This window comes from Rhodovulum sulfidophilum DSM 1374 (assembly GCF_001633165.1).
In the GTDB taxonomy this organism is placed as follows: domain Bacteria; phylum Pseudomonadota; class Alphaproteobacteria; order Rhodobacterales; family Rhodobacteraceae; genus Rhodovulum; species Rhodovulum sulfidophilum.
On the sequence record NZ_CP015418.1, the window covers coordinates 2610706 to 2632141 of the forward strand.

Here is a 21436-nt window from a genome sequence, read left to right on the forward strand (position 1 = left end):
CAGCGCCCCCGGTCTTGTGTCGCCCGTCCCGGAAAGCCTCAGAAGAAGGCCTGCAAACCGGTCTGCGCCCGTCCCAGGATCAGCGCATGAACGTCATGCGTGCCTTCATAGGTGTTCACCGTCTCCAGATTGACGAGATGGCGCATCGCCGGGTAGCTCTCGGAAATCCCGTTGCCGCCATGCATGTCGCGCGCCGCGCGGGCGATCTCCAGCGCCTTGCCGCAATTGTTTCGCTTGATCAGGCTGATCGCCTCGGGCGCGGCGCGGGCCTCGTCCATCAGCCGCCCGACCTGCAGGCAGGCCGACAGCCCAAGCGCAATCTCGGTCTGCATGTCGGCCAGCTTCTTCTGGAACAGCTGGGTCGCGGCCAGCGGGCGGCCGAACTGGCGCCGGTCGAGCCCGTAGCTTCGCGCCGCATGCCAGCAGGCCTCGGCCGCGCCCATCACCCCCCAGGCAATGCCATAGCGCGCCCGGTTCAGACAGCCGAACGGTCCCTTCAGCCCCTCGACCCCGGGCAGCAGTGCCTCTTCGCCGACCTCGACCCCGTCCATCGCGATCTCGCCGGTGGGCGAGGCCCGAAGCGACAGCTTGCCCTCGATCTTCGGCGCCGAAAGCCCGGCCATCCCCTTTTCCAGCACGAAGCCGCGGATCTTGCCGCCATGCGCCTCGGATTTCGCCCAGACCACGAAGACATCGGCCATCGGCGCGTTCGAGATCCAGGTCTTGCGGCCGGTCAGCCGGTAGCCGGTCGCGGTTTTCTCGGCGCGGGTCTTGAGGCTGCCGGGATCCGACCCGGCCTCGGGCTCGGTCAGCCCGAAACAGCCGATCAGCGTGCCTTGCGCCAGCCCCGGCAGATAGCGCTTGCGCTGGGCCTCCGAGCCGTAGGCGTAGATCGGATAGATCACCAGCGAGGATTGCACCGACATCATCGACCGATAACCCGAATCGACCCGCTCTATCTCGCGCGCGACCAGACCGTAGGTCACGTAGGAGGCGCCGAGCCCGCCATAGGCCTCGGGCAGCGTCACCCCCAGAAGCCCGGCCTCGCCCATCTCGCGGAACAGCCCGGGCTCGACCGTCTCGTTGCGGAAGGCCTCGGTCACGCGCGGCTGCAGCCGGTCCTGGGCGAAAGCGCGTGCCGCATCGCGCAGCATCCTCTCATCCTCGTCCAGCCGGTCTTCCAGCCGCAGCGGGTCTTCCCAGTCGAACCGCGCCAGCTCGGGCGCATCCTTCGGTTTCAGGGGGGTCTCCAAGGCCGTTTCTCCTCCTTTAGGCTTATGGACGAGGCATAGCCTGCGGGGCAGGGTGGGGCAATCGCCGGGCCGCGGCGCGGGAGGGGCAGGGAATGACGGGAGGACAGCGCCGATGGCGGAAGAAATCGGGTCCATCGATGCGGTGCAGACGATGCTGGCGGGGCAGAACTATGTCTGCGGCCGCGCCCTCGGCACGGTGGCCTTCCTTGCGCTCCGGCTCGGACGGCCGCTCTTTCTCGAGGGCGAGCCCGGCACCGGCAAGACCGAGATCGCCCGCGCACTTGCCTCCGGGCTCGGGCGGCGGCTGATCCGGCTGCAATGTTACGAGGGGCTCGATGCGGCCAGCGCGGTTTGCGAATGGAACTTCGCCGCGCAGATGATCGCGATCCGCACCGCCGAGGCGGCAGGCGCGGCCGACCGCTCCGCGCTCGAGGCCGAGCTTTTCGACGAACGCTTCCTGATCGAGCGGCCGCTTTTGCAGGCGATGCGGCCCCAGCCCGGAGGCCCGCCGGTGCTGCTGATCGACGAGCTCGACCGGACCGACGAGCCGTTCGAGGCCTTCCTGCTGGAGGCTCTGGGAGATTTCCAGGTGACCGTCCCCGAGCTTGGCACGATCCGCGCGGCCGAGCCGCCGATCGTGATCCTGACCTCGAACCGCACCCGCGAGGTGCATGACGCGCTCAAGCGGCGTTGCCTCTATCACTGGGTCGACTATCCCGATTTCGCCCGCGAGCTCGAGATCCTGCAAGCCCGCGCGCCCGAGGCGGCCGAGACGCTGAGCCGCGAGGTCGTGGCCTTCGTCCAGAAGCTGCGGGCCGAGGACCTGTTCAAGAAGCCGGGCGTGTCCGAGACCATCGACTGGGCGAAATGCCTGCTCGCGCTCGACGTGATCGCGCTCTCGCCGGACGTGATCGCCGATACCATCGGCGCGCTGCTGAAATATCAGGACGACATCCAGCGCCTCGAAGGCTCCGAGGCGCGGCGCCTGCTCGATGCGGTGAGGGACGAGCTTGCGACCGCCTGATCCGCTTGCCTCCCTGCCGCCGGATCAGGGCGATGGCTGATCTTCCCGCCCTCGGTATCCCCGACGAGGGGCGCCTGTCGCATAACATCCTCCATTTCGCGCGGGCGCTGCGCAAGGCGGGGCTGCCGGTCGGTCCGGGCCGCGCCATCGACGCGATCCGCGCGGTCGAGGCGGCGGGCTTCACCGACCGGGCCGATTTCCACCACACGCTTGCGGCCTGTTTCGTCTCGCGCCCCGAACATCGCGCGGTCTTCGATCAGGTGTTCAGGCTCTACTGGCGCGATCCGCGGTTTCTCGAACACATGATGAGCCTGATGCTGCCCGCCTTGCGCGGTGTGGCCGAAGAGCGCCGCGCCCGCCCGGCCGAGAGACGCGCGGCCGAGGCGCTGCTTGATGCTGTGCCCTCCGATAGGCCCGATCCCGAGACCGGCGAAGAGATCGAGATCGATGCCACGGGCACGCAATCGGCGCGGGATCGGCTTAAGAGCCTCGATTTCGAACAGATGAGCCCGGCCGAGGCCGCCGAGGCGAAACGCATGCTGGCGGGGCTGCGGCTGCCGGTCGCGCCGCTGATCTCGCGCCGCAGCCGCGCCGACCGACTGGGGCCGCTGCCGGACTGGCGCGGCACGATGCGCGCCGCCTTGCGCGCGGGCGGGGAGATGCGCGATTTTTCGACGAAAAATCGACGCCGACGCTGGCCCGATCTGGTGGTGCTCTGCGACATCTCGGGGTCGATGTCGCAGTATTCCCGGATGGTGCTGCATTTTCTGCATGCGGTGTCGAACGCGAAGGGCGCGGGCTGGGCCCGGGTCCATGCCTTCACCTTCGGAACCCGCCTGACCAATATTACCCGTCACCTCGCCACCCGCGACGTCGATGCGGCGCTTGCCGCCGCCGGGGCCGAGGCGCCCGACTGGGAGGGCGGCACCCGAATCGGTGCGGCACTGCATGCCTTCAATCGCGACTGGTCGCGCCGGGTGCTGGGAACCGGCGCGGTGGTGCTCGTCATCACCGACGGGCTTGACCGCGACGAGACGGACATCCTGGCGCGGGAGATCGAGCGGCTTCATCTTTCGGCGCGGCGTCTGATCTGGATAAACCCGCTTTTGCGATGGGACGGGTTTGCCCCGAAAGCCCGGGGAATAAGGGCGATGCTGCCGCATGTCGACTGCTTCCGGGCCGGCCATTCGATCCGGTCTCTGGAGGACCTGGCCAGGGCCGTTTCCGAGGCCCGCGACACCGGCGAACGCGACCGGATGCTGGCCGCCATGCGACATTCAGGACCGATTTGATCCAGGTCAAAGTCGCGCTTCGGCAAAAGATACATCTGGAAATCACTGTTTGCGGGCGGTGTCGGAACGTTCCCAGCCGACGCCAGCAATCCCGCAACGAGTCCCCTGTGTCTTTCCCAGCACAGGACTTCGGCATCAAAGGGGCCCTCCCTCCCCGGATGCCGGTCAGTGAGACGCCGTGGGCCCTCCCTCCCACGGCGTTTTTCACGTCTTCGGGGCCCGTTTTGTCACAGAGCATCAGGCTTGATCCGGCATGTCGCGCGCTGTCACTGTATTCCAAACATGGAATATAATCAGGGGAGTGAAATCCGGTGAAACCCATGCCACTCAACTGGAAGATCGGCGGTCCGCTGCTTGGGATCGTGTTCTTCCTGGCCGTACTTCTGGCCCGGCCGATCGGCGTCTCGACCCAGTTCGTCCTGTTCGACGCCTTCCTGTGGAACCTCCAGCAGCCCGATGCGGGCATCCTCACCCGGACCGCCGAGGGGGTCACCTCGACCAATGCCTATCTGGCGAAATCGGACGGCGCGCTGGCCGCCGGGGCGGCCGATTTGCTGACCTATCCGATGGTCTTCGTGCTGGCGATGATGGCCGGCGCCTTGCTGTCCTCGCTGATCCGCTCGACCGTGCCCAAGGGCGAGCGCAACGTGCCCGCCATGTACCGCGCCAATATCGGCGGCTTCTGGCCGCTGCGCTGGGTCATGGCCTTCGCGGGCGGCGTGCTGGTGCTTTACGGCGCGCGGCTCGCGGGCGGCTGCACCTCGGGCCACATGATGTCGGGGATGATGCAGAGCTCGATCTCCGGTTTCGTTTTCGCCTTCGGGGCGTTCCTGACCGCCTTCCCGACGGCGATGATGCTCTTGAAGAAGGAGGGCTGAGCCATGACCATGACCCTTGTCATCGCTGGGCTCCTGGGCGCGGCCTTCGGCGCGATGCTCGACCGGATCGGGGCCACGAACCCGAACTGGATCGGCAGGATGCTGACGCTGACCGATACCAACCTGATGAAGACGATCCTGGTGGCGATCGGAACCGCCGCGATCCTGATCTTCGCCGGACAGATCTACGGGCTGGTCGATGTCGGCCACATGTCGGTCAAGGCCGCCCATGTCGGCGTGCTGCTCGGCGGCGCGATCCTCGGTTTCGGCTGGGCCATCGCGGGCTATTGTCCGGGCACCGGGCTCTGCGCCCTCGCGGTCGGCCGGATCGACGCGCTGTTCTTCGTTGCGGGCGGGCTTGTCGGCGCGGCAGGCTTCATGATCAGCTATCCGTTCTGGGAGTCGATCGGCTTTCTCAACGGCGAGAAATGGACGCTGGGGGCGATCCCGGGCGCCGATTATCCGGCCGCGATTCCGGCGCTTCCGGGCGATCTGGCGGGCATCGCGATGGGTACGGTCTTCATCCTGATCGCGGTCCTGCTGCCGCGCCGCATCACCGGGCGCGATGCCGCCCGTGCGGCCGAAGCCGCGGCAGCCGGCCGGGCCGATCCGGTCGAATAACGGCTTCCGCCCGCCGCGCTCTGGCGGGCGGCAACCACTTGCCACCTTTTGCCTATTTCCCGCCTCCGGCCGGGCACTACACTATCCGGCCTGAGGGAGGGAATGATGCATGCAGATCGCAGAGCACGACGCGATCCCCGAAACCGCGCTTGACTGGCACCGGGCGGGGCAGGGCGCCGCGCTGGCCACGGTGGTCGAGACCTGGGGCAGCGCGCCCCGGCCGGTGGGCAGCCAGCTTGCGATCTCGGGCGCGGGCGCGATGGCCGGATCGGTCTCGGGAGGCTGCGTCGAGGGGGCGGTGATCGCCGAGGCGCTCGAGGCGCTTGGCGACGGCCAGCCCCGGCTGCTGGAATTCGGGGTCAGCGACGGCGACGCTTTTGCGGTCGGTTTGGCCTGCGGCGGCCGGATCCGGGTGCTGGTCGAGCCGGTCGGACCGGTCGGGCGGGCGTTGCCGGAGGATCTGCTGGCCGATCTGGTCGCGGCGCGGGCGGCGCGCCGGGCCGTGGCCTGCCTGGTCGATACCGAAAGCTGGGCGCGGCGGCTGGCCGGGCCGGAGGACCCGGCGCTCGGGCAGGCCATCGGCGAACGGATGCGCGCCGACCGGTCGGGCTTCGAAGGCCAGGTTTTCGTCGGCCTCCACAACCCGCCCTTGCGGCTGGTCGTGGTCGGAGCCGTCCATATCGCCCAGCCGCTGGTACAGATGGCGCGGCTGGCCGGGTTCGCCCCGGTCGTGATCGACCCGCGCCCGGCCTTCGGCGCGGCGGCGCGCTTTCCGGGCGAGGTCGTGATCGATGCCTGGCCCGATGCCGCGCTGGCCGACCTCGGGCTTGACGCGCGCAGCGCTGTGGTGACCCTGACCCATGATCCCAAGCTCGACGATCCGGCGATCATGGCCGCGCTCGACTCTGATGTCTTTTATCTCGGCTGCCTCGGCTCGTCCCGCACCCATGCCGGGCGGGTCGCGCGTCTGGAGGCAGCCGGGGCGGCGCCCGAGAGGATCGCGGCGATCCATGCGCCGGTCGGGCTCGGGATCGGGGCGCGCACGCCCGGCGAGATCGCGGTCGCGATCCTGGCCGAAATCCTGCAACGGCTGAGGCGCGGCTGATGCGTTTCGGCCCGGTTCCGCCCGCCGAGGCAAGGGGCGCGATTCTCGCGCATTCGATGGCGCTGCCCGGGCTGCACCTGCCGAAGGGAAGCCGGTTGGGGCCCGCCGAGATCGCCGCCTTGCGGGGGGCTGGCATTGCCGAAGTCACCGTTGCCCGGCTCGATCCGGGCGATGTCGTCGAGGATGCGGCCGCCGCCCGGCTTGCGAATGCGCTGGTGCCCGATCCCGAGGCGGCGGCGCTGCGGATCGGCCGTGCGGCGCGCGGGCGGGTCAACCTGCATGCGGTCTGCGCCGGGGTCGTGGGGCTGGACCTAGCGGCCGTGCAGGCGGTGAACCGGGTCGATCCGGGGATCACGCTGGCCACGCTGGCGCCGCTGGGGCGGGTGCTGCCGGGCATGTTGGTCGGCACCGTCAAGATCCTGCCTTACGCGGTTCCGGGCGCGGCGCTCGAAGCGGCCTGTGCCACCGGGCGCGGTGCGCTTCGGGTGCATCCGGTGCGACGACGGTCGGCCGGGTTGATCCTGTCCGAGGTTCCGGGCCAGAAACCGGCCCTGACCGGCAAGGGCCGCTCGGCGGTCGAGACCCGGCTGAGCGCGCTGGGGATAACGCTCGAGGCGGTGCGGATCGTGCCGCACGAGGCCCGGGCGATGGCCGCGGCGCTTGCCGCCTTGCCCGGCGAGATCGGGCTGATCCTGACCGGCTCTGCCACGTCGGATCTGCGCGATGTGGGTCCCGAGGCCGTGCGCCTCGCCGGTGGGACCATCGCGCGGTTCGGGATGCCGGTCGATCCCGGCAATCTTCTGTTTCTGGGCGAGCAGGACGGGCGTCCGGTGATCGGGCTGCCGGGCTGCGCCCGGGCGCCCGCGCTGAACGGGGCCGACTGGGTTCTCGAACGGACGGCCTGTGGCATCGAGGTCGATGCCGAGGCGCTTGCCGCGATGGCGGTGGGCGGGCTTCTCAAGGAAATCCCGTCCCGCCCGCAACCGCGCGAGGCCTGAAGCCGGTCGCGACCGGGGCGGATCCCTTGGTCCTTTCCCAGCAACTCTCCCGCTCCGCGTTGATAGGGGCGCAAGGGTGTCGAGGATGACAACCTGGTGCTCGGGCGGGGGCGGGGTCCCCGAAAAGGGGGGCGCATATCGGCTGAGACTGCGGGGCCTGAATGCGCAGCCGGGTCGGGTTTCCTTTGACCACCGTTTCGGAAATGAAGGCAATGCGGTCAGCCGAGGCTGCGATGGCTGGGCACCGATGTCCGAACCGATCCGTTCGCTCCGGCCTCACCTTGGCATGGTGGTGTCCGGGCATGACCCGCGACGTTTCTCTATGTGATGCCGTGACGGGATAACAGGCTGGCGATGGCGGAGGGATGCACCTCTACGCCCTCTGCTTCACCCAGGACATCGCGGCATTCAAAAAGCGTGATGGGGGCTCTTGCGCGATCAGGTCCCCAGTGATGTCCTGATCGGGGGGCCGCGCGGAGGACCTTGGCGTGTGGGCGACTGCCTTTCCTGCGGCCCTGCCTGGCCAAGCATATGGTCGCCGGCTGGCGATCCAACCGCAACGCCGCCCAACCCGTCTTCAATATAGTCCCGAAACCGCTTGCGACGTGCCGCCGGCAAAGGGTCTGACATGATCCATCTTCCCAATGTGGATGGACTGCATCACCAACCTTATGGGGAAACCCGCGATCAAGGGGGAAGCCGAGCCCCTGCAGGCAGATGGCAATGCCTTTTGGGCCCCTGCGGCAACCCGTGCCGAGCTGATGGCTTCCGGGGCGGGCGGCCGGATGGCAGGAAAGCGCCGGGGATCAGGCGGCGCGGAGCGCGGTCAGGAAGGCCCGCACCCGTTGCGACAGGGTGCCCGCCTCGTCCGAGACCGTGCCGACCGCGTCCTTCAGCGTCAGCGATGTGTCACCGGAACGCTCCACCCGATGCGATACGTCACGGATCATCTGGGCGATTTCGGTGGTGCTGGAGGCCGTCGAATCGGCATGCTGCGAGATATGCTGCGCGGCCTGGGTCTGTTCGGTCACCGCGACGCGGATGCTGTCCGAGAAGGAGCGGGCCCGTTCCACGCAATCGCCGATGCCGGAGATCCGGGTGCTCATCAACCGGGTTTCGGACTGGATCCGCCTGATCCTGTCATTGATCGAACTGGTGGCCTGACTGATCCGCTCGGCCAGGGCCTTGATCTCGAAGGCGACCACCGCGAAGCCCTTGCCCGCATCCCCCGCGCGGGTCGCCTCGACCGTGGCGTTTACCGCCAGCAGATTGGTCTGCTTGGCGATCTGGGCAATCATGTTGACGACCTCGTCGATTTCCTCGGCGGCGGCCTGCAGGCTTTCAAGCTGTTCCGAGGAGGCCGTGGCCTCTTCCATCGCGTTGGCCGAGGCGGTGGCGGCATTGTTGACGTCCTGCGTGATCGAGGTGATCGACGCCGACAGTTCCTCGATGGCGGAGGCGACGGACTGGGCGCTGGTCGCGATGCGGGACGCGTTGTCGGACAGCGAGTCGGCGCCCTGGCGCGCGCGGGAAATCTCTGTGGTCATGCCATTGGCGGCATCGTCGAGCTGATGCATAGAGGTTGAGAGCACGTCGACGACGCGGCCGATTTCATCCTCGAAATTGCGGCTGATCTCGTTCAGGCGGTTTTCGTACTGAGCGGCCTGGGCGGCGAAAAAGGCCGAGTTGGCGAGTTCGGTATCGAGCATCAGTACCCGCGAGAGCGTATCCATCAGCGGGGTGGGATCCCGACGCCGGAAGAAGGCGTTCCGGCCGACCTCGTTCATGATGATCCCCTGCAATGCCAATCCGACACGCGCATAGGCCGCGGTATAGAAGCTGATCGGCAAGCCGATCCGGTTGTGCACCTGGCCGATCTTCTCGGCGCCTTCGAAATACTGCTGCGAGAAATCCGAGGTGAGCATCAGCACCCAGTGTTGCTTCTGCTTCTGGCGGGCGTGATCGCGCAGCGCCTGGGTCGGGAAGAACGCGTTCCAGTCCGGGGTGTCGGAGATTTCCTCGTAGAAATCGGAGAGCACCTCGTCGAGATGGGGCAACAGGATCTTGCCCACCTCTTTCACCCGGTCGCGGGTGTCCCCCTGAAGCCCATAGGCTTGGAGCCGGGCCGATCGTTTCCTGTTCTCGGCCATGGCGCTGGCGGCCTCCCTGTTACGCAAGCGGATGCGTCAGGACTATCGGCCAGGATGATTGACCTTGCGTTACCTTCAGAGGGGGATGCGCTCAATCATAATGAAAAAGCCGCCCCGGAGGGCGGCCATTCAAAGAGCATTCGGAACCGCCGTTACTTGGCGGGGCCGATCATCATCACCATCTGGCGGCCTTCGAGCTTGGGCATGTTCTCGACCTTGCCGATTTCCTTGATCTCTTCGGCAACCCGCTCGAGCAGCTCGCGCCCGAGATTCTGGTGCGCCATTTCGCGGCCGCGGAACCGGAGCGTGATCTTCACCTTGTCGCCGTTCTCGAGGAACTTGACCACCGAGCGCATCTTGACCTCGTAGTCGTGGCTGTCGGTGTTGGGGCGGAACTTGATTTCCTTGACCTCGATCACCTTCTGTTTCTTGCGGGCCTCGGATTCGCGCTTCTGCTGTTCATACTTGAACTTGCCGAAATCCATGATCTTGCAGACCGGCGGCGCGGCATTGGGGGAAATCTCGACCAGGTCGAGCCCGGCCTGTTCGGCCAGTTCCACGCCGCGGGCGGGGGTCACGACTCCGAGGTTTTCGCCCTCTGCGCCGATCAGGCGGATTTCCGGACAGCGGATGCGTCCGTTGATGCGAGGGCCGGTATCGCGCGTGGGAGGCGCGTTGTGAGGTCGGCGGGCTATGGTGTCGCTCCTTGGATCGTTGCGATTGCGTAGGCCCCAAGTTACCGCCGGGGCGGGTTCGCTTCAAGGCGGTTTTCCCTTACCGACAATGGTCTGGCCCCTGCGGCGATGGGCCGTTTGCCGCAGGCCGGGAAAGCGTGAGAAAACCACCGGAGGAGGGGCCGGAACCGGAGGGTCCGGCGGATAAGGAGGTTTCGATGAAGAAGGTTCTGGTTGCGATCGTCATTCTTGCCGCCTTCGGCCTTGGCGGCGTCCTCTGGTATCTGGGCAACATGACCGGTTCAGGGGCCGAAAGCGGGACCGGGGCGACCGCCGAAGAGGCCATGCCCGAAGAGGGGCGCGGGCCGGGCGGAACGGGGCAGGACATTCCGGCGGCCGAGTCGCAAACAGATGCCGAGATGCCCCGGAGCGAGGGCGACACGCGCCCCGAGGCGGTTTCCAAGCCCGATGCCGGCCTGGAAACCGAAGCCCCGGGCTCGGGCGATGGCAGCGTCAAGGCCATGGCGCCCGAAGAGGAGACATCGTCCGCTCCGGGCGCGATGCAGGAGGCCCCGGCCGCTGAGGCGCCTGAGGCGGCGCCCTCCGACGCGGCCGGAGCGGAACCCGACCCGGAAACGCGCGGCACCGGGGCTGCAGCAGAAGGGGCGGTGGTGCCCGAGGCTGAGGAGTAGCTGCCCAAAGCTTTGGCCGGAGCGCTGCCCGAACCCCTGACCTCGGGCCGGGTCGATGCCGGCGAGGCGGCTGTGCGGATCGCGGCACGGGGCCTGCCGAAGGACGGGAAGACGCCGTTGGCGGCGGCCGCCCCGGCATTGGTGGCTGTCGTGGCGGTTCGGATCGCCGAGGCGCAGGGGGCGTCCCGCGGTCGAGGTCTCTGCCCGGGACGGTTCATGAACGCAAAACGCCCGGCCATTGCGCCGGGCGTTTCGTTTCGGGATCTGGCCGGTTCGGGATCGGCGCCGGTCAGGCCGCGGGAGCGGCTTCGAGGGCGGCGATGATCGCCGAGAAATCGGCTGCCGTCAGCGAGGCGCCGCCGACCAGCGCGCCATCGACATTGGAGGTCGCGAAGATCTCGGCGGCATTGCCGGGCTTGACCGAGCCGCCATAAAGCAGACGGATGGCGTCGGCCGCGGCGCCGTAGCGCGCGCTCAGCGCGGCGCGCAGGCTATCATGGACCTCGGCGATCTGTTCGAGCGTGGGCACCCGGCCGGTACCGATGGCCCAGACCGGCTCGTAGGCGACGACGACGCTGTCGCCGGTGACGCCGTCATCGGGCAGCGACCCGGCAAGCTGCGCGCCCACCACGGCCAGGGTCTCGCCCGCGTCGCGTTGGGCTTCGGTCTCGCCGACACAGACCACCGCCACAAGCCCGGCGGCCAGCGCGGCCTCGGTCTTGGCGCGGATGAGCGCGTCGCTCTCGCCGTGATCGGCGCGGCGCTCGGAATGGCCGAGGATCACGTAGCCTGCACCGGCATCGGCCAGCATCTCGGCCGAGATGTCGCCGGTATGGGCGCCGGAAACCGCCGGGTGGCAATCCTGACCGCCGACCGCGACCTTCGAGCCATGGACCGCATCCGCCATGCGGTCGAGCAGGGTGGTCGGCGGGCACAGCAGGATGTCGACACCCGGTGCGGGATGGGTAGCAGCCAGCGCAACGGCTTCGCCCAGCGATCCGCTCAGCCCGTTCATCTTCCAGTTCCCAGCCGCCAGCTTCCTGCGCATGCGTTCGCTCCTCGCCAATGATGATGATTCCGGCCTTCCTAGGCGATTTCCCGGCCGGGAGGAACGGCCCTTTTCCACGCAGGTTCCACGCGGGGGGCCGGGACAGGCGCGCGTGCCGCCTCAGGCGGTCGCGGGGCCTTCCTGGGGGTCGTCGGCGTCGCGGAACTTGATCGATTCGCCGCAACCGCAGGCATCGACCACGTTGGGGTTGCGGAACTTGAACCCCGATTCCAGCAGCGAGACCTCGTAATCGATCTCGGTGCCGAACAGGAACATCTGCGCCATCGGCGCGATCGCCACCCGGGCGCCGTCCTGTTCGACGATCTCGTCCATCGGGTCGAGCTCGGCGACGTAGTCCATGGTGTATTCCATGCCCGCGCAGCCGCCCTTCTTGACACCGATGCGCAGGCCCTGGGCCCGCTCCTGTTGCATCAGCCGGGCGACTTCTGCCGCCGCGGCGGGGGTGAGGCTGACTGCCTGCTTTCCGGGAATGGCGAACATTTCGTACCTCGTTTCTGCTGTGCGAAGGGTAGGGCGCGGCGCCCGTCTCGCAAGGGCCGCCACGCGCGCGCCGCCGCCCCTGGCCGTCCCTTACATGAAGCCGAGTTCGAGCCGCGCCTCGTCGGACATCATGTCCATGCCCCAGGGCGGATCCCAGGTGATGTCGACATCGACCCGCTTGACCCCGGGCAGCGGCTCGACCGCCTCCTGCAGCCAGCCGGGCATGTCGCCTGCCACCGGACAGCCGGGCGCGGTCAGGGTCATGGTCAGGTGAACGACGTTCTCGGCGTCTATGGTGATCGTGTAGATCAATCCCAGGTCGTAGACATTGACCGGAATTTCCGGGTCGTACACGCTGCGGCAGGCCTCGACGACCTGATCGTAAAGCGGGTGGTCGGTGGTCGAGGGCTCGATGAGCGGCGTGCCTTCAAGTTTTCCCTGCGGCTCGGTCATGGCTGCTCCTGTAAATCCTAGCAATTATATAAGGAATGCGAAAACCGCCGTCCAGAGGGGGAATCGGCGGATTGGCGCGCCGGTTCCGGGCCGAAAACCGGGTTGGTTTCATCGGAAATCCTTCCGCCGCAAGCAGGCGCGGGGCGTCCAGGGGCCGCCCCCATGGGCTGACTGCCTTCGGCGCGCGCGCCGTTCGCACAGAGAGCAATGCCGACAGGTGGGCTGTTTCCGGAGCGCGGGGCCTTGGCTTGTCCCCGACGCGTCGTACCGCTTCATCACAAGGTTGATGCCCCGGGCAGGAGGGAGATCCGAGCCTGCGGCGTCTCTGTGCCGCAGGGGTGACGGGCCGGTGCGTCGCGGGTGCGTCGCGTGGTCGTCGCGGCCATGTCATCGCTGCGACCGGCCAGAGAATCTTCTTCCTGCGCCGAGAGCTTAGGGTGAGAGGCGGGCTGGCTTGGCCGCGAAAGGGCCTCGCGTCCGAGAGCGGGCAGATGGGGCCGGCCTCGTCCGCTGTCCTGTTCCCGACGGCGCCGGAGGCGATCCGAGGCCTGCCCGGCAGTGTGGCTGCGGGCATCGGCATCCGCCAGTTTTCGCCCCTTTCAGGGCGCTTTTCGCCGCTTCCGGGATCACCGCTTTCCAAGCCCATCGAGCGGCAGAACCGTCAGTATGACCGCGCAGCGGACTGAACGGGTTTTCCCGGACCGCCCGGCACGGATGCGTTCCGTTTTTCCCGATGCAGCGAGGAACACCCGCTGCTTTTCGTCGCGTGCTTTTCATTGCGCGGGCGTTGCGCTAAAGCGCAGCCAAGCAGACGGGAGAGCCCCATGAGCGAGCGGAAGAACGGCCTGACCTATGCCGGGGCAGGCGTGGATATCGATGCAGGCAATGCCCTGGTCGAGCGTATCAAGCCGGCCGCCAAGCGGACCGGACGGCCCGGCACCCTCGCGGGGCTCGGGGGCTTCGGCGCGCTCTTCGACCTGAAGGCGGCGGGCTATCTCGATCCGGTGCTGGTTGCCGCCACCGACGGCGTCGGCACCAAGCTTCGGATCGCCATCGATACCGGCCATCTCGACGGGGTCGGCATCGACCTGGTGGCGATGTGCGTCAACGATCTGGTCTGCCAGGGCGCCGAGCCGCTGTTCTTCCTCGACTATTTCGCGACCGGCAAGCTCGAGATCGACGAGGCCGCGCGGGTGATCGAGGGCATTGCCGAGGGCTGCCTGCGGTCCGGTTGCGCGCTGATCGGGGGCGAGACCGCCGAGATGCCGGGCATGTATCATGGCGGCGATTTCGATCTGGCGGGCTTTGCCGTCGGCGCGATGGAGCGCGGCCACGATCTGCCTGCCCATGTGGGCGAGGGCGACGTGCTTCTGGGGCTGGCCTCGGACGGGGTGCATTCGAACGGCTATTCGCTGGTCCGCAAGGTGGTCGAGCATGCCGGCCTTGGCTGGGACGCGACCGCGCCCTTCGCCGACGGGCCGCTGGGGGCTGCGCTGCTGGCGCCGACCCGGCTTTACGTCAAGCCTGCTCTGGCCGCGATCCGGGCGGGCGGCGTGCATGGGCTCGCGCATATCACCGGCGGCGGGCTGACCGAGAACCTGCCGCGCGTGCTGCCCGAGGGGCTGGGCGCGACGGTCGATCTGTCGTCCTGGGATCTGCCGCCGGTCTTCCGCTGGCTGGCCGAGACCGCGGGGCTGGCCGAGGCCGAGCTTCTGAAGACCTTCAATGCCGGGATCGGCATGGTGCTGGTCGTGGCCGGGGACCGGGCCGAGGCGCTGACGGCGCTGCTGGAAGAGGCCGGCGAGACCGTGGCCCGGATCGGCCGGGTCGGGCCGGGGCAGCAGGGGGTCGCCTACGAGGGGCGCCTGCTGTGAGCGAGGCAAAGCGCGTCGCGATCCTGATCTCGGGATCGGGCTCGAACATGGTGGCGCTGGCCGAAAGCATGACCGGCGATCATCCGGCGCGCCCCGTGCTGGTGATGTCGAACGATCCTGCGGCCAAGGGGCTCGACCGGGCGCGGGCGCTGGGGATTGCGGCGGAGGGCATCGATCACCGCCCCTTCGGCAAGGACCGCGCGGGCTTCGAGGCGGCGCTGATGGCGCGGCTGGCCGAGGCCCGGCCCGACATCCTGTGCCTGGCCGGGTTCATGCGGGTGCTGACCCCGGGCTTCACCGAGGCCTGGGCCGGGCGGATGCTGAACATCCACCCCTCGCTCTTGCCGAAATATCGCGGGCTCCATACCCATGCGCGCGCGCTCGAGGCGGGCGATGCCGAGGCGGGCTGCACGGTCCATGAGGTGACGGCCGAGCTCGATGGCGGCCCGATTCTCGGGCAGGCGCGGGTGCCGGTGCTGGCGGGCGATACCGCCGACAGCCTCGCGGCGCGGGTTCTGGTGCAGGAACATGCGCTTTATCCGGCGGTGCTGCGCCGCTTTGCATCGGGCGACCGGACGCCTCTCTATCTGCCATGAGCAGGCGGCGGGGCGGGGGCGATACGATGCGGCCTTTCCATTTTGCGACGTTTTCCCTATCAGGAACGGGTCGAGGGTCATGGAGATGCGACTGGGGTGATACGGGCTGAGATGAAGACACTGACCACGACCGAGGCGCTGGCCGCCTTTTGCGAGAAGGCCGCAAGCGCCCCTTACATCACCATCGACACCGAGTTCCTGCGCGAGCGAACCTATTACGCCAAGCTCTGCCTCGTGCAGCTTGCGCTTCCCGGACGCGACGGGCCCGATGGCGGCGAGGCGGTGCTGGTCGATCCGCTGGCGGGCGACATGTCGCTCGAGCCGCTTTACGCGCTGTTTCGCAATTCCGCCGTGGTCAAGGTGTTCCACGCCGCGCGCCAGGATCTCGAGATCTTCTTCACCGAAGGCAAGGTCTTCCCCGAGCCGCTGTTCGACACCCAGGTCGCGGCCATGGTCTGCGGCTTCGGCGAGCAGGTCGGCTACGAGACGCTGGTGCGCAAGATCGCGCGTTCGAGCCTCGACAAGACCTCGCGCTTTACCGACTGGTCGCGCCGACCGCTGTCGGAGGCGCAGAAATCCTATGCGCTGGCCGATGTCACCCATCTGCGGGTGATCTACGAATATCTCGCGGCCGAGCTGGAAAAGACCGGCCGGGCCAAATGGCTTCAGGAAGAGCTGGGCGTCCTGACCGATCCCGAGACCTATATCGTGCGTCCCGGCGAGGCCTGGCACCGGGTCAAGACCCGTACCCATTCGGGCAAGTTCCTCGTCGCGGTCAAGGAACTGGCGCGGTTCCGCGAGACCTATGCCCAGTCGCGCAACATTCCGCGCAACCGGGTCTACAAGGATGACGCGCTGCTGGAGCTGGCCTCGACCAAGCCGCAAAGCCTCGAAGACCTGTCACGCTCGCGGCTGCTGCTGCGCGAGGCACGGCGCGGCGACATTGCCGAGGGCATCATCGCCGCGATCAAGGCCGCGGCCGAGACGCCGCAGGCCGATTATCCGAAGATGCCCGAGACCGATGACAAGCTGCAGGTGAACCCGGCGCTGGCCGATCTGCTGCGGGTACTGCTGAAGGCCAAGTCGGAACAGGCCGGCGTGGCGCAGAAGCTGATCGCCACCGCCTCCGAGCTTGACGCCATCGCCGCCGGGCGGCGCGACGGCCCGGCGCTGCGGGGCTGGCGGGCCGAGGTCTTCGGCGATGACGCGCTGAGGCTTTGCGCGGGCAAGATCGCGCTTGCCGCCAAGGGCAGCAACGTGGCGGTGGTTCCGCTCTAGCCTGTCCGACGACGCTCTCGTCTGCCGGGAGCGTCGGTCCTGGTCCTGTTCCTGAAACTTCCCTCAGGCACGGTTGCTTCCTGCAGGCCGTGTGAGGCCTGGTCCCTGTCAGAACGGTCCGGTCACGATGGGCGTCGGCATTCATAGGCGCGGGCGATCAGGCGCTTGTTGCGGTCGCGCAGGTAGGTCGCCTCGCTGGACATGTCGCGGGCATTCAGGCGGCGCATTCTGGCATCGCTCATGCTCAGCGCCTGTTCGAGATCGCGGCAGGGCAGGTATTCGGGCGGTGTCTCGGTCTCAGTCTCGGCGCTCCGGCCCTGCGGGGCGGGCTGTGCGGCCTCGCGGGCGGTGGTCGTGGACTGGCAGGCCGCGACAAGCGCGGTGGCACACAGGATGAGGGAAACGGGCCTTGGGGTCATGGAGTCCTCCGTCATGGCAGTCGTCAGATAACTCGATCCGCCCGCGCTGTGGCGGGCGGTGCCTTCTGGATACGTCCTGTCGGCCGGCCCGCGCGCCTAGCGGCGGGACTGCCTCTGGTTCTGGGCGCCGCGGACCACCAGCATGCGGATGCCCTTCAGATCGTCTTCGGAAATGAACCGCCCGGCGGTGATCAGTCGCGATGGCTCGGTGCCGACCGGTGTCGCGGTGCCGGGGCGCGCGATGCGGAAATCGAAGACCAGCGTGTCGGCAGGCGCCTCGTCCTCGGCGGCGGCGGCGGGCACCAGCGCGGCATCCCAGAAGCCCTGACGCGCGGGCAGGCCGGTCACGGTCAGGATGGCGCCGCCCGGGGCGCGGTCGACGGTCATGCCGGTCACCTGATCCACCAGCGGCCGGGGATCGGCAACCTCGTTGCGGCGCAGAGGCTGCTCTGCGGCGGTTTCGGTCTCGGTCGAGCTGCTGAACCAGTTGAACGGGTTCAGACGCGACTCGCGCACCGTGCCGCAGGATGAGACGGCGAGCGCCGCGCACAGGGCGGCCGAAAGCGATGATTTCATGGGCAGGCCCCCGGTTGCTTCGTCCAATCGGTTAGCCGAATCCGGCGCCTTTGAAAAGCCGGTCCGGTCCCGAAGCTGGACCTTTGACCGGGTGGCGGCTAATCAGGACCGGTCAGGCAAGGAGAAACGACGTGGCAAGTGAGGCCTTCGAGGAGATCGTGGAGACCTTCGAGTTCCTGGAGGACTGGGAGGACCGCTATCGTCATGTGATCGAGCTGGGCAAGGCGATGGAGCCCTTGCCCGAGGCGTTCAAGGTGCCCGCGACCAAGGTCGATGGCTGTGCCAGCCAGGTCTGGCTGATGGCCGATGTCGAGGGCGAGGGGCGCGAGGCGATCTATCACTTCAAGGGCGACAGCGACGCGATGATCGTCAAGGGGCTGATCGCCGTGCTGCGCGCGCTTTACGACGGGCTGAACGTTGTCGCGGTGCTCGATACCGATGCAGGCGCCGAGATGGCGCGCCTCGGGCTTGACGAGCATCTGTCCTCGCAGCGCTCGAACGGGCTGCGCGCAATGGTCGAACGCATCCGGACCCAGGCCGCGGGCATCGTCGAAGGGGTCTGACGCCCGGGCGACGGCGCGGCTGGCGGGCCCCGGTTCGGGGGCGCGGCAGCCGGGCTTCAGTCGGTGAAGCGCACCGCGCCGATATAGGGCAGGTTGCGGTTGCGCTGTGCATAGTCGATGCCAAGCCCCACCACGAAGCGGTCGGGGATCTCGAATCCCACCCAGCGCGCGCAGACATCGACCTCGCGCCGCGCCGGCTTGTCGAGAAGCGCGCAGCATTCCAGCCGCGCGGGCTTGCGACCGCCCAGCAGGTGCAGCACGTGTTTCAGCGTGTGGCCGGTATCGACGATATCCTCGACCACCAGCACGTCGCGGCCCTCGATCTCGCCGCGCAGGTCCTTGAGGATGCGCACCTCGCGGGAGGAACTGGTCGAATTGCCATAGGAGGAGGTCTCGATGAAATCGACCTCGACCGGCAGGTCCAGCTCGCGCACGAGATCCGCGATGAAGATGAACGAGCCGCGCAAAAGCCCGACGACGACCAGCTTTTCGGTATCGGCGAAATGCGCGGTAATCTCGGTGGCAAGCGATTCGACTCGGGCGGCAATGGTCTTCGCCGACAGCAATTCGTCTATGACATATGGTCTCTCGGCCATGGGACCCCCTTGATTTTGGCGGGCTTCTAGCAGAAATGGCGTCCCATTGTCAGCAGCGAACGGGATCCCATGCCGCGCCATTCGGAAAACCGCGAGATGCCTTACACCGCCCGGCAGATGTATGATCTGGTGGCCGATGTCGGGTCCTATCCGCAATTCCTGCCCTGGACCGCAGCGGCGCGCATCCGCTCGCGGAAGGATTTCGGCGATCACGAGCTGATGGAGGCGGATCTGGTGATCTCGTTCAAGGTTTTCCGCGAACGCTTCGGCAGCCGGGTGACGCTCTGGCCGGGGGATTTCCGGATCGATACAGAGTATCTCGACGGGCCGTTCCGCTACCTCAAGTCGCAATGGCGCTTCGAGGATGTGGCCGAGAACCGCTGCAAGGTCGAGTTCTTCGTCGATTTCGAGTTCAAGAACCGGGTGCTGCAGGGGGTGATCGGGGCGGTCTTCAACGAGGCGATGCTGCGGATCGTGCGGGCCTTCGAGGACCGGGCGCGGGCGCTTTACGGGTCGCGTCCCTGAGATTGCGAGGCAGAGCTTAGTTCGCGGAAGGCCGCGGTTCGAGCGCCGCCAGCAGCAGCGTCAGAGCATGGTCGCGGGTCGCGGACCGCACCCGGTCGCGGCCGAGCGCGCCGAATTCGACGGTCTCGGTCAGGGTCTCGATGCGGCCGTCGGCGCCGCGCCGGGCGAGCCCGAAACAGACCCGGCCCTCGGGCTTGAACTCGGAGCCCCCGGGCCCCGCGATGCCGGTGACGGCGACGGCGAGGTCGGCCGCCGAATGCGCGAGCGCGCCCGCGGCCATTTCGGCCGCGACCTGTTCCGAGACCGCGCCATGGGCGTCGAGCGTTTCTGCCAGGACGCCCAGCATCGCCTGCTTGGCGGCATTCGAATAGGTCACGAAGCCCCGGTCGAAGACGGCGGAAGAGCCCGGCACATCGGTGATGGCAGCAGAGATCATCCCGCCGGTGCAGCTTTCGGCGGTGGCGATCGCCAGGCCCGCGGCGCGGGCCCCGGCGATGAGAAGGGCGGCCTTGTCGCTCACATCAAAAAGATATGCGACAGGGCGGCCAGCGCAAGCGTCACGACCGCCGCGGCCACGCCCGCCAGAACGTCGTCGAGCATGACCCCGAGCGGCGTCTTCATCCGGTCGGCGCGGCCGATCGGCCCCGGTTTCCAGATGTCGAACAGCCGGAAGCCCAGGAAGGCCGCGATCCAGCCGGGGTAAAGTGCGGTCGCATCGACCCCGGCCGCGGCCGCCCCGAACGAGACCGGCAACAGCGCGATCCACATCCCCGCGACCTCGTCGATCACATATTCCGAGCGGTCCGGGTCGGGCGCGCCCGCCGCCGCCTCGCGCACCGCCCAGATGCCGAGCGGGATCACCGCAAGCGTCGCCAGGGCGGCCAGGACGACCCCGCCGGTCACGTCCAGCGCCCAGAAGGCGGGCATCGCCGCCAGCGAGCCCCAGGTGCCCGGTGCCGGGCGCAGGCGGCCGACCCCGAAGACGGTGGCGATGTTGATCGCGAGGCTCATGGCGCCACCAGCGTCACGGTGGCGAGTGCCGCGATCCCTTCCTCGCGCCCGGTGAAGCCCAGCCGCTCCGAGGTCGTGGCCTTGACGCTGACGCGGGCCTCTTCCATCCCCATCAGCCGCGCCATCTCGGTCCGCATCGCGCCCGCGACGGGGCCGATCTTGGGGCGCTCGCAGATCAGCGTCAGATCGACATTGGCGATGCGGAAGCCCCGCTCTGCCGCCAGCGCGACCGCGTGTTTCAGGAAGATCTCGCTGGCCGCGCCCTTCCATTGCGGATCGGAGGGCGGGAAATGCCGGCCGATATCGCCCTCGGCCAGCGCGCCATAGATCGCGTCGGTGACCGTGTGCATGCCGACATCGGCGTCGGAATGGCCCTTCAGCGCCTTGTCATGCGGTACCTTGATGCCGCAGAGGATCACCCCGTCGCCCTCGCAGAAGGCGTGCACGTCGAAGCCGTTACCGGTGCGAATGTCCATGTTTCTCTCCCGCAGGACCCGCTCTGCGCGGGCGAAATCCACCTTGTGGGTGATCTTGAGGTTGTCTTCGTCGCCCTCGACGATGGCCACGTCAAGGCCCGCCGCAAGGGCGACCTCGACATCGTCGGCAGCGCCGCCCGCATGGGCCTCATGCGCGGCGAGGATGGCGCGCAGGTGAAAGCCCTGCGGCGTCTGGGCCCGGTAGAGCCCGTCGCGCGGATGGGGCGCGGCGACCTTGCCCTCGCGCCCCTGCCAGAGCGCATCGGTGACCGGCAGGGCGGGGGCGGCGCCGGGGCTTTCGTCGAGGGCGTCGATCACCCGGTCGATCAGCGCGGCCGGAACCATCGGCCGGGCGCCATCGTGAATCAGCACCCGAGTCGTGCCCTCGGGCGCGGCGCGCAGCCCGGCCATGACCGAGGCATCGCGCGTCGCCCCGCCCGGAACGGTCGTGACCTCGGCCGCGCTGTCCGCAAGGGCGGTTTCGAAAAGATCGCCATCCTCGGGATGCAGCACCGCGACGATGGCCCCGATCCGGGGATGCGCGGCAAAGGCCTCTATCGTTCGGGCCAGCACGGGGCGGCCCGCAAGTTCTTGATATTGCTTGGGCTTGTCGCCCCCGACCCGGGTGCCGCGGCCCGCGGCCACGATGATCGCCGTGACAGTCATCTCTTGCCCCCTGCTGCCCGCCGGGGTTTTAGGCAAGCCTTTGCTGCGGGGCAATGGGGCAAACTGGCGGCCGGTCCTGCCTGTTTTTTGTGCAAACGGCTTTTCCGGACGGGCAAATGAGGTCAGAACAATTGCCATTGCCGGGCGCGGAAGATAAATCAATCCCA

At 68.1% G+C, this 21436-nt stretch carries 24 protein-coding genes; 12 read left to right on the forward strand and 12 right to left on the reverse strand.

Annotation, left to right across the window (positions count from 1 at the left end; all coding sequences use genetic code 11):
* Nucleotides 1–38 precede the first annotated feature (38 nt).
* The gene (locus A6W98_RS12335) at nt 39–1253 is read right to left on the reverse strand and encodes an acyl-CoA dehydrogenase (protein WP_042461874.1); all 1215 of its coding nucleotides are present in this window, start codon (nt 1251–1253) and stop codon (nt 39–41) included.
* 112 nt (nt 1254–1365) lie between these two features.
* Between A6W98_RS12335 and A6W98_RS12340 the strand changes: the two genes are divergently transcribed.
* The 6 genes from A6W98_RS12340 to A6W98_RS12365 all read left to right on the forward strand — a co-directional run bounded on the left by A6W98_RS12340 (nt 1366) and on the right by A6W98_RS12365 (nt 7171).
* A complete protein-coding gene (locus tag A6W98_RS12340) occupies nt 1366–2277 on the forward strand; it encodes an AAA family ATPase (protein WP_042461876.1) in 912 nt (303 codons plus the stop codon).
* Nucleotides 2278–2309: 32 nt separating this feature from the next.
* On the forward strand, nt 2310–3569 hold the full coding sequence (locus A6W98_RS12345; RefSeq protein WP_042461878.1) for a vWA domain-containing protein: 1260 nt from the start codon (nt 2310–2312) through the stop codon (nt 3567–3569).
* A 320-nt stretch (nt 3570–3889) separates the two neighbouring features.
* Nucleotides 3890–4447 (forward strand): YeeE/YedE thiosulfate transporter family protein, encoded by a 558-nt coding sequence (locus tag A6W98_RS12350; protein WP_042461881.1) that lies wholly within the window; start codon nt 3890–3892, stop codon nt 4445–4447.
* Between the two features lie 3 nt (nt 4448–4450).
* Nucleotides 4451–5068, forward strand: coding sequence for a DUF6691 family protein (locus tag A6W98_RS12355; RefSeq protein ID WP_042461883.1), 618 nt, complete (start codon nt 4451–4453; stop codon nt 5066–5068).
* Nucleotides 5069–5183: 115 nt separating this feature from the next.
* On the forward strand, nt 5184–6173 hold the full coding sequence (locus tag A6W98_RS12360) for an XdhC family protein (RefSeq protein ID WP_081252050.1): 990 nt from the start codon (nt 5184–5186) through the stop codon (nt 6171–6173).
* Nucleotides 6173–7171, forward strand: coding sequence for a molybdopterin-binding protein (locus tag A6W98_RS12365; RefSeq protein ID WP_042461887.1), 999 nt, complete (start codon nt 6173–6175; stop codon nt 7169–7171). Before A6W98_RS12360 ends, A6W98_RS12365 begins: the two co-directional genes overlap by 1 nt.
* A gap of 806 nt (nt 7172–7977) precedes the next feature.
* Here A6W98_RS12365 and A6W98_RS12370 read toward each other — a convergent pair.
* Nucleotides 7978–9321, reverse strand: a complete 1344-nt coding sequence (locus A6W98_RS12370; RefSeq protein WP_042461889.1) for a globin-coupled sensor protein — start codon at nt 9319–9321, stop codon at nt 7978–7980.
* 152 nt (nt 9322–9473) lie between these two features.
* Nucleotides 9474–10016 (reverse strand): translation initiation factor IF-3, encoded by a 543-nt coding sequence (infC, locus tag A6W98_RS12375; protein ID WP_072071687.1) that lies wholly within the window; start codon nt 10014–10016, stop codon nt 9474–9476.
* Between the two features lie 197 nt (nt 10017–10213).
* Between infC and A6W98_RS12380 the strand changes: the two genes are divergently transcribed.
* A complete protein-coding gene (locus tag A6W98_RS12380; protein ID WP_042461893.1) occupies nt 10214–10687 on the forward strand; it encodes a hypothetical protein in 474 nt (157 codons plus the stop codon).
* Nucleotides 10688–10976: 289 nt separating this feature from the next.
* Here the strand turns inward: A6W98_RS12380 and tpiA are convergent, their stop codons facing one another.
* The 3 genes from tpiA to A6W98_RS12395 all read right to left on the reverse strand — a co-directional run bounded on the left by tpiA (nt 10977) and on the right by A6W98_RS12395 (nt 12689).
* Nucleotides 10977–11735, reverse strand: a complete 759-nt coding sequence (tpiA, locus tag A6W98_RS12385; protein ID WP_042461895.1) for a triose-phosphate isomerase — start codon at nt 11733–11735, stop codon at nt 10977–10979.
* A 120-nt stretch (nt 11736–11855) separates the two neighbouring features.
* Nucleotides 11856–12236 carry a HesB/IscA family protein gene (locus A6W98_RS12390; protein ID WP_042461897.1) on the reverse strand — a complete coding sequence of 127 codons (381 nt, stop codon included), beginning with the start codon at nt 12234–12236 and terminating at the stop codon, nt 11856–11858.
* 90 nt (nt 12237–12326) lie between these two features.
* Nucleotides 12327–12689 carry an SUF system Fe-S cluster assembly protein gene (locus A6W98_RS12395; RefSeq protein ID WP_042461899.1) on the reverse strand — a complete coding sequence of 121 codons (363 nt, stop codon included), beginning with the start codon at nt 12687–12689 and terminating at the stop codon, nt 12327–12329.
* Nucleotides 12690–13513: 824 nt separating this feature from the next.
* Here A6W98_RS12395 and purM point away from each other — a divergent pair.
* From purM to rnd, 3 genes are all read left to right on the forward strand, one after another.
* Complete coding sequence (gene purM, locus A6W98_RS12400; RefSeq protein WP_042461901.1) at nt 13514–14563, forward strand: phosphoribosylformylglycinamidine cyclo-ligase; 1050 nt, start codon at nt 13514–13516, stop codon at nt 14561–14563.
* Nucleotides 14560–15159 carry a phosphoribosylglycinamide formyltransferase gene (gene purN / locus A6W98_RS12405; RefSeq protein WP_072071688.1) on the forward strand — a complete coding sequence of 200 codons (600 nt, stop codon included), beginning with the start codon at nt 14560–14562 and terminating at the stop codon, nt 15157–15159. Before purM ends, purN begins: the two co-directional genes overlap by 4 nt.
* Nucleotides 15160–15270: 111 nt before the next feature.
* Nucleotides 15271–16437: a ribonuclease D gene (gene rnd, locus A6W98_RS12410; RefSeq protein ID WP_042461903.1), complete on the forward strand. Its 1167-nt coding sequence runs from the start codon at nt 15271–15273 to the stop codon at nt 16435–16437.
* 122 nt (nt 16438–16559) lie between these two features.
* On the opposite strand, the gene A6W98_RS12415 is transcribed toward rnd, so the two are convergent.
* Nucleotides 16560–16856 (reverse strand): hypothetical protein, encoded by a 297-nt coding sequence (locus tag A6W98_RS12415; protein ID WP_042461905.1) that lies wholly within the window; start codon nt 16854–16856, stop codon nt 16560–16562.
* Between the two features lie 96 nt (nt 16857–16952).
* On the reverse strand, nt 16953–17432 hold the full coding sequence (locus A6W98_RS12420; RefSeq protein WP_042465042.1) for a hypothetical protein: 480 nt from the start codon (nt 17430–17432) through the stop codon (nt 16953–16955).
* A 131-nt stretch (nt 17433–17563) separates the two neighbouring features.
* Between A6W98_RS12420 and A6W98_RS12425 the strand changes: the two genes are divergently transcribed.
* A complete protein-coding gene (locus A6W98_RS12425) occupies nt 17564–17995 on the forward strand; it encodes a SufE family protein (protein WP_042461907.1) in 432 nt (143 codons plus the stop codon).
* Nucleotides 17996–18051: 56 nt separating this feature from the next.
* On the opposite strand, the gene hpt is transcribed toward A6W98_RS12425, so the two are convergent.
* Entirely contained in the window at nt 18052–18591 is a 540-nt protein-coding gene (hpt, locus tag A6W98_RS12430; RefSeq protein WP_042461909.1) for a hypoxanthine phosphoribosyltransferase, read from the reverse strand.
* A 69-nt stretch (nt 18592–18660) separates the two neighbouring features.
* Between hpt and A6W98_RS12435 the strand changes: the two genes are divergently transcribed.
* Entirely contained in the window at nt 18661–19116 is a 456-nt protein-coding gene (locus A6W98_RS12435; RefSeq protein ID WP_042461911.1) for a type II toxin-antitoxin system RatA family toxin, read from the forward strand.
* A gap of 16 nt (nt 19117–19132) precedes the next feature.
* Here A6W98_RS12435 and A6W98_RS12440 read toward each other — a convergent pair whose 3' ends face one another.
* From A6W98_RS12440 to A6W98_RS12450, 3 genes are read right to left on the reverse strand one after another with little or no spacing between them, the layout of a single operon-like run.
* The gene (locus A6W98_RS12440; protein WP_042461913.1) at nt 19133–19636 is read right to left on the reverse strand and encodes a CinA family protein; all 504 of its coding nucleotides are present in this window, start codon (nt 19634–19636) and stop codon (nt 19133–19135) included.
* Nucleotides 19633–20127: a phosphatidylglycerophosphatase A family protein gene (locus A6W98_RS12445; protein ID WP_042461915.1), complete on the reverse strand. Its 495-nt coding sequence runs from the start codon at nt 20125–20127 to the stop codon at nt 19633–19635. Before A6W98_RS12445 ends, A6W98_RS12440 begins: the two co-directional genes overlap by 4 nt.
* The gene (locus A6W98_RS12450) at nt 20124–21269 is read right to left on the reverse strand and encodes a bifunctional 2-C-methyl-D-erythritol 4-phosphate cytidylyltransferase/2-C-methyl-D-erythritol 2,4-cyclodiphosphate synthase (RefSeq protein ID WP_042461917.1); all 1146 of its coding nucleotides are present in this window, start codon (nt 21267–21269) and stop codon (nt 20124–20126) included. Before A6W98_RS12450 ends, A6W98_RS12445 begins: the two co-directional genes overlap by 4 nt.
* Nucleotides 21270–21436 lie beyond the last annotated feature (167 nt).

What these genes read in the sequence shown, in the direction of transcription:
- A6W98_RS12340 (WP_042461876.1), top strand. Translation starts at nt 1,366, where the DNA reads ATGGCGGAAGAAATCGGGTCCATCGATGCGGTGCAGACGATGCTGGCG.
- A6W98_RS12345 (WP_042461878.1), top strand. Translation starts at nt 2,310, where the DNA reads ATGGCTGATCTTCCCGCCCTCGGTATCCCCGACGAGGGGCGCCTGTCG.
- A6W98_RS12350 (WP_042461881.1), top strand. Translation starts at nt 3,890, where the DNA reads ATGCCACTCAACTGGAAGATCGGCGGTCCGCTGCTTGGGATCGTGTTC.
- A6W98_RS12355 (WP_042461883.1), top strand. Translation starts at nt 4,451, where the DNA reads ATGACCATGACCCTTGTCATCGCTGGGCTCCTGGGCGCGGCCTTCGGC.
- A6W98_RS12365 (WP_042461887.1), top strand. Translation starts at nt 6,173, where the DNA reads ATGCGTTTCGGCCCGGTTCCGCCCGCCGAGGCAAGGGGCGCGATTCTC.
- A6W98_RS12370 (WP_042461889.1), bottom strand. Translation starts at nt 9,321, where the DNA reads ATGGCCGAGAACAGGAAACGATCGGCCCGGCTCCAAGCCTATGGGCTT.
- A6W98_RS12380 (WP_042461893.1), top strand. Translation starts at nt 10,214, where the DNA reads ATGAAGAAGGTTCTGGTTGCGATCGTCATTCTTGCCGCCTTCGGCCTT.
- tpiA (WP_042461895.1), bottom strand. Translation starts at nt 11,735, where the DNA reads ATGCGCAGGAAGCTGGCGGCTGGGAACTGGAAGATGAACGGGCTGAGC.
- A6W98_RS12390 (WP_042461897.1), bottom strand. Translation starts at nt 12,236, where the DNA reads ATGTTCGCCATTCCCGGAAAGCAGGCAGTCAGCCTCACCCCCGCCGCG.
- A6W98_RS12395 (WP_042461899.1), bottom strand. Translation starts at nt 12,689, where the DNA reads ATGACCGAGCCGCAGGGAAAACTTGAAGGCACGCCGCTCATCGAGCCC.
- purM (WP_042461901.1), top strand. Translation starts at nt 13,514, where the DNA reads ATGAGCGAGCGGAAGAACGGCCTGACCTATGCCGGGGCAGGCGTGGAT.
- rnd (WP_042461903.1), top strand. Translation starts at nt 15,271, where the DNA reads ATGAAGACACTGACCACGACCGAGGCGCTGGCCGCCTTTTGCGAGAAG.
- A6W98_RS12415 (WP_042461905.1), bottom strand. Translation starts at nt 16,856, where the DNA reads ATGACCCCAAGGCCCGTTTCCCTCATCCTGTGTGCCACCGCGCTTGTC.
- A6W98_RS12420 (WP_042465042.1), bottom strand. Translation starts at nt 17,432, where the DNA reads ATGAAATCATCGCTTTCGGCCGCCCTGTGCGCGGCGCTCGCCGTCTCA.
- hpt (WP_042461909.1), bottom strand. Translation starts at nt 18,591, where the DNA reads ATGGCCGAGAGACCATATGTCATAGACGAATTGCTGTCGGCGAAGACC.
- A6W98_RS12435 (WP_042461911.1), top strand. Translation starts at nt 18,661, where the DNA reads ATGCCGCGCCATTCGGAAAACCGCGAGATGCCTTACACCGCCCGGCAG.
- A6W98_RS12445 (WP_042461915.1), bottom strand. Translation starts at nt 20,127, where the DNA reads ATGAGCCTCGCGATCAACATCGCCACCGTCTTCGGGGTCGGCCGCCTG.
- A6W98_RS12450 (WP_042461917.1), bottom strand. Translation starts at nt 21,269, where the DNA reads ATGACTGTCACGGCGATCATCGTGGCCGCGGGCCGCGGCACCCGGGTC.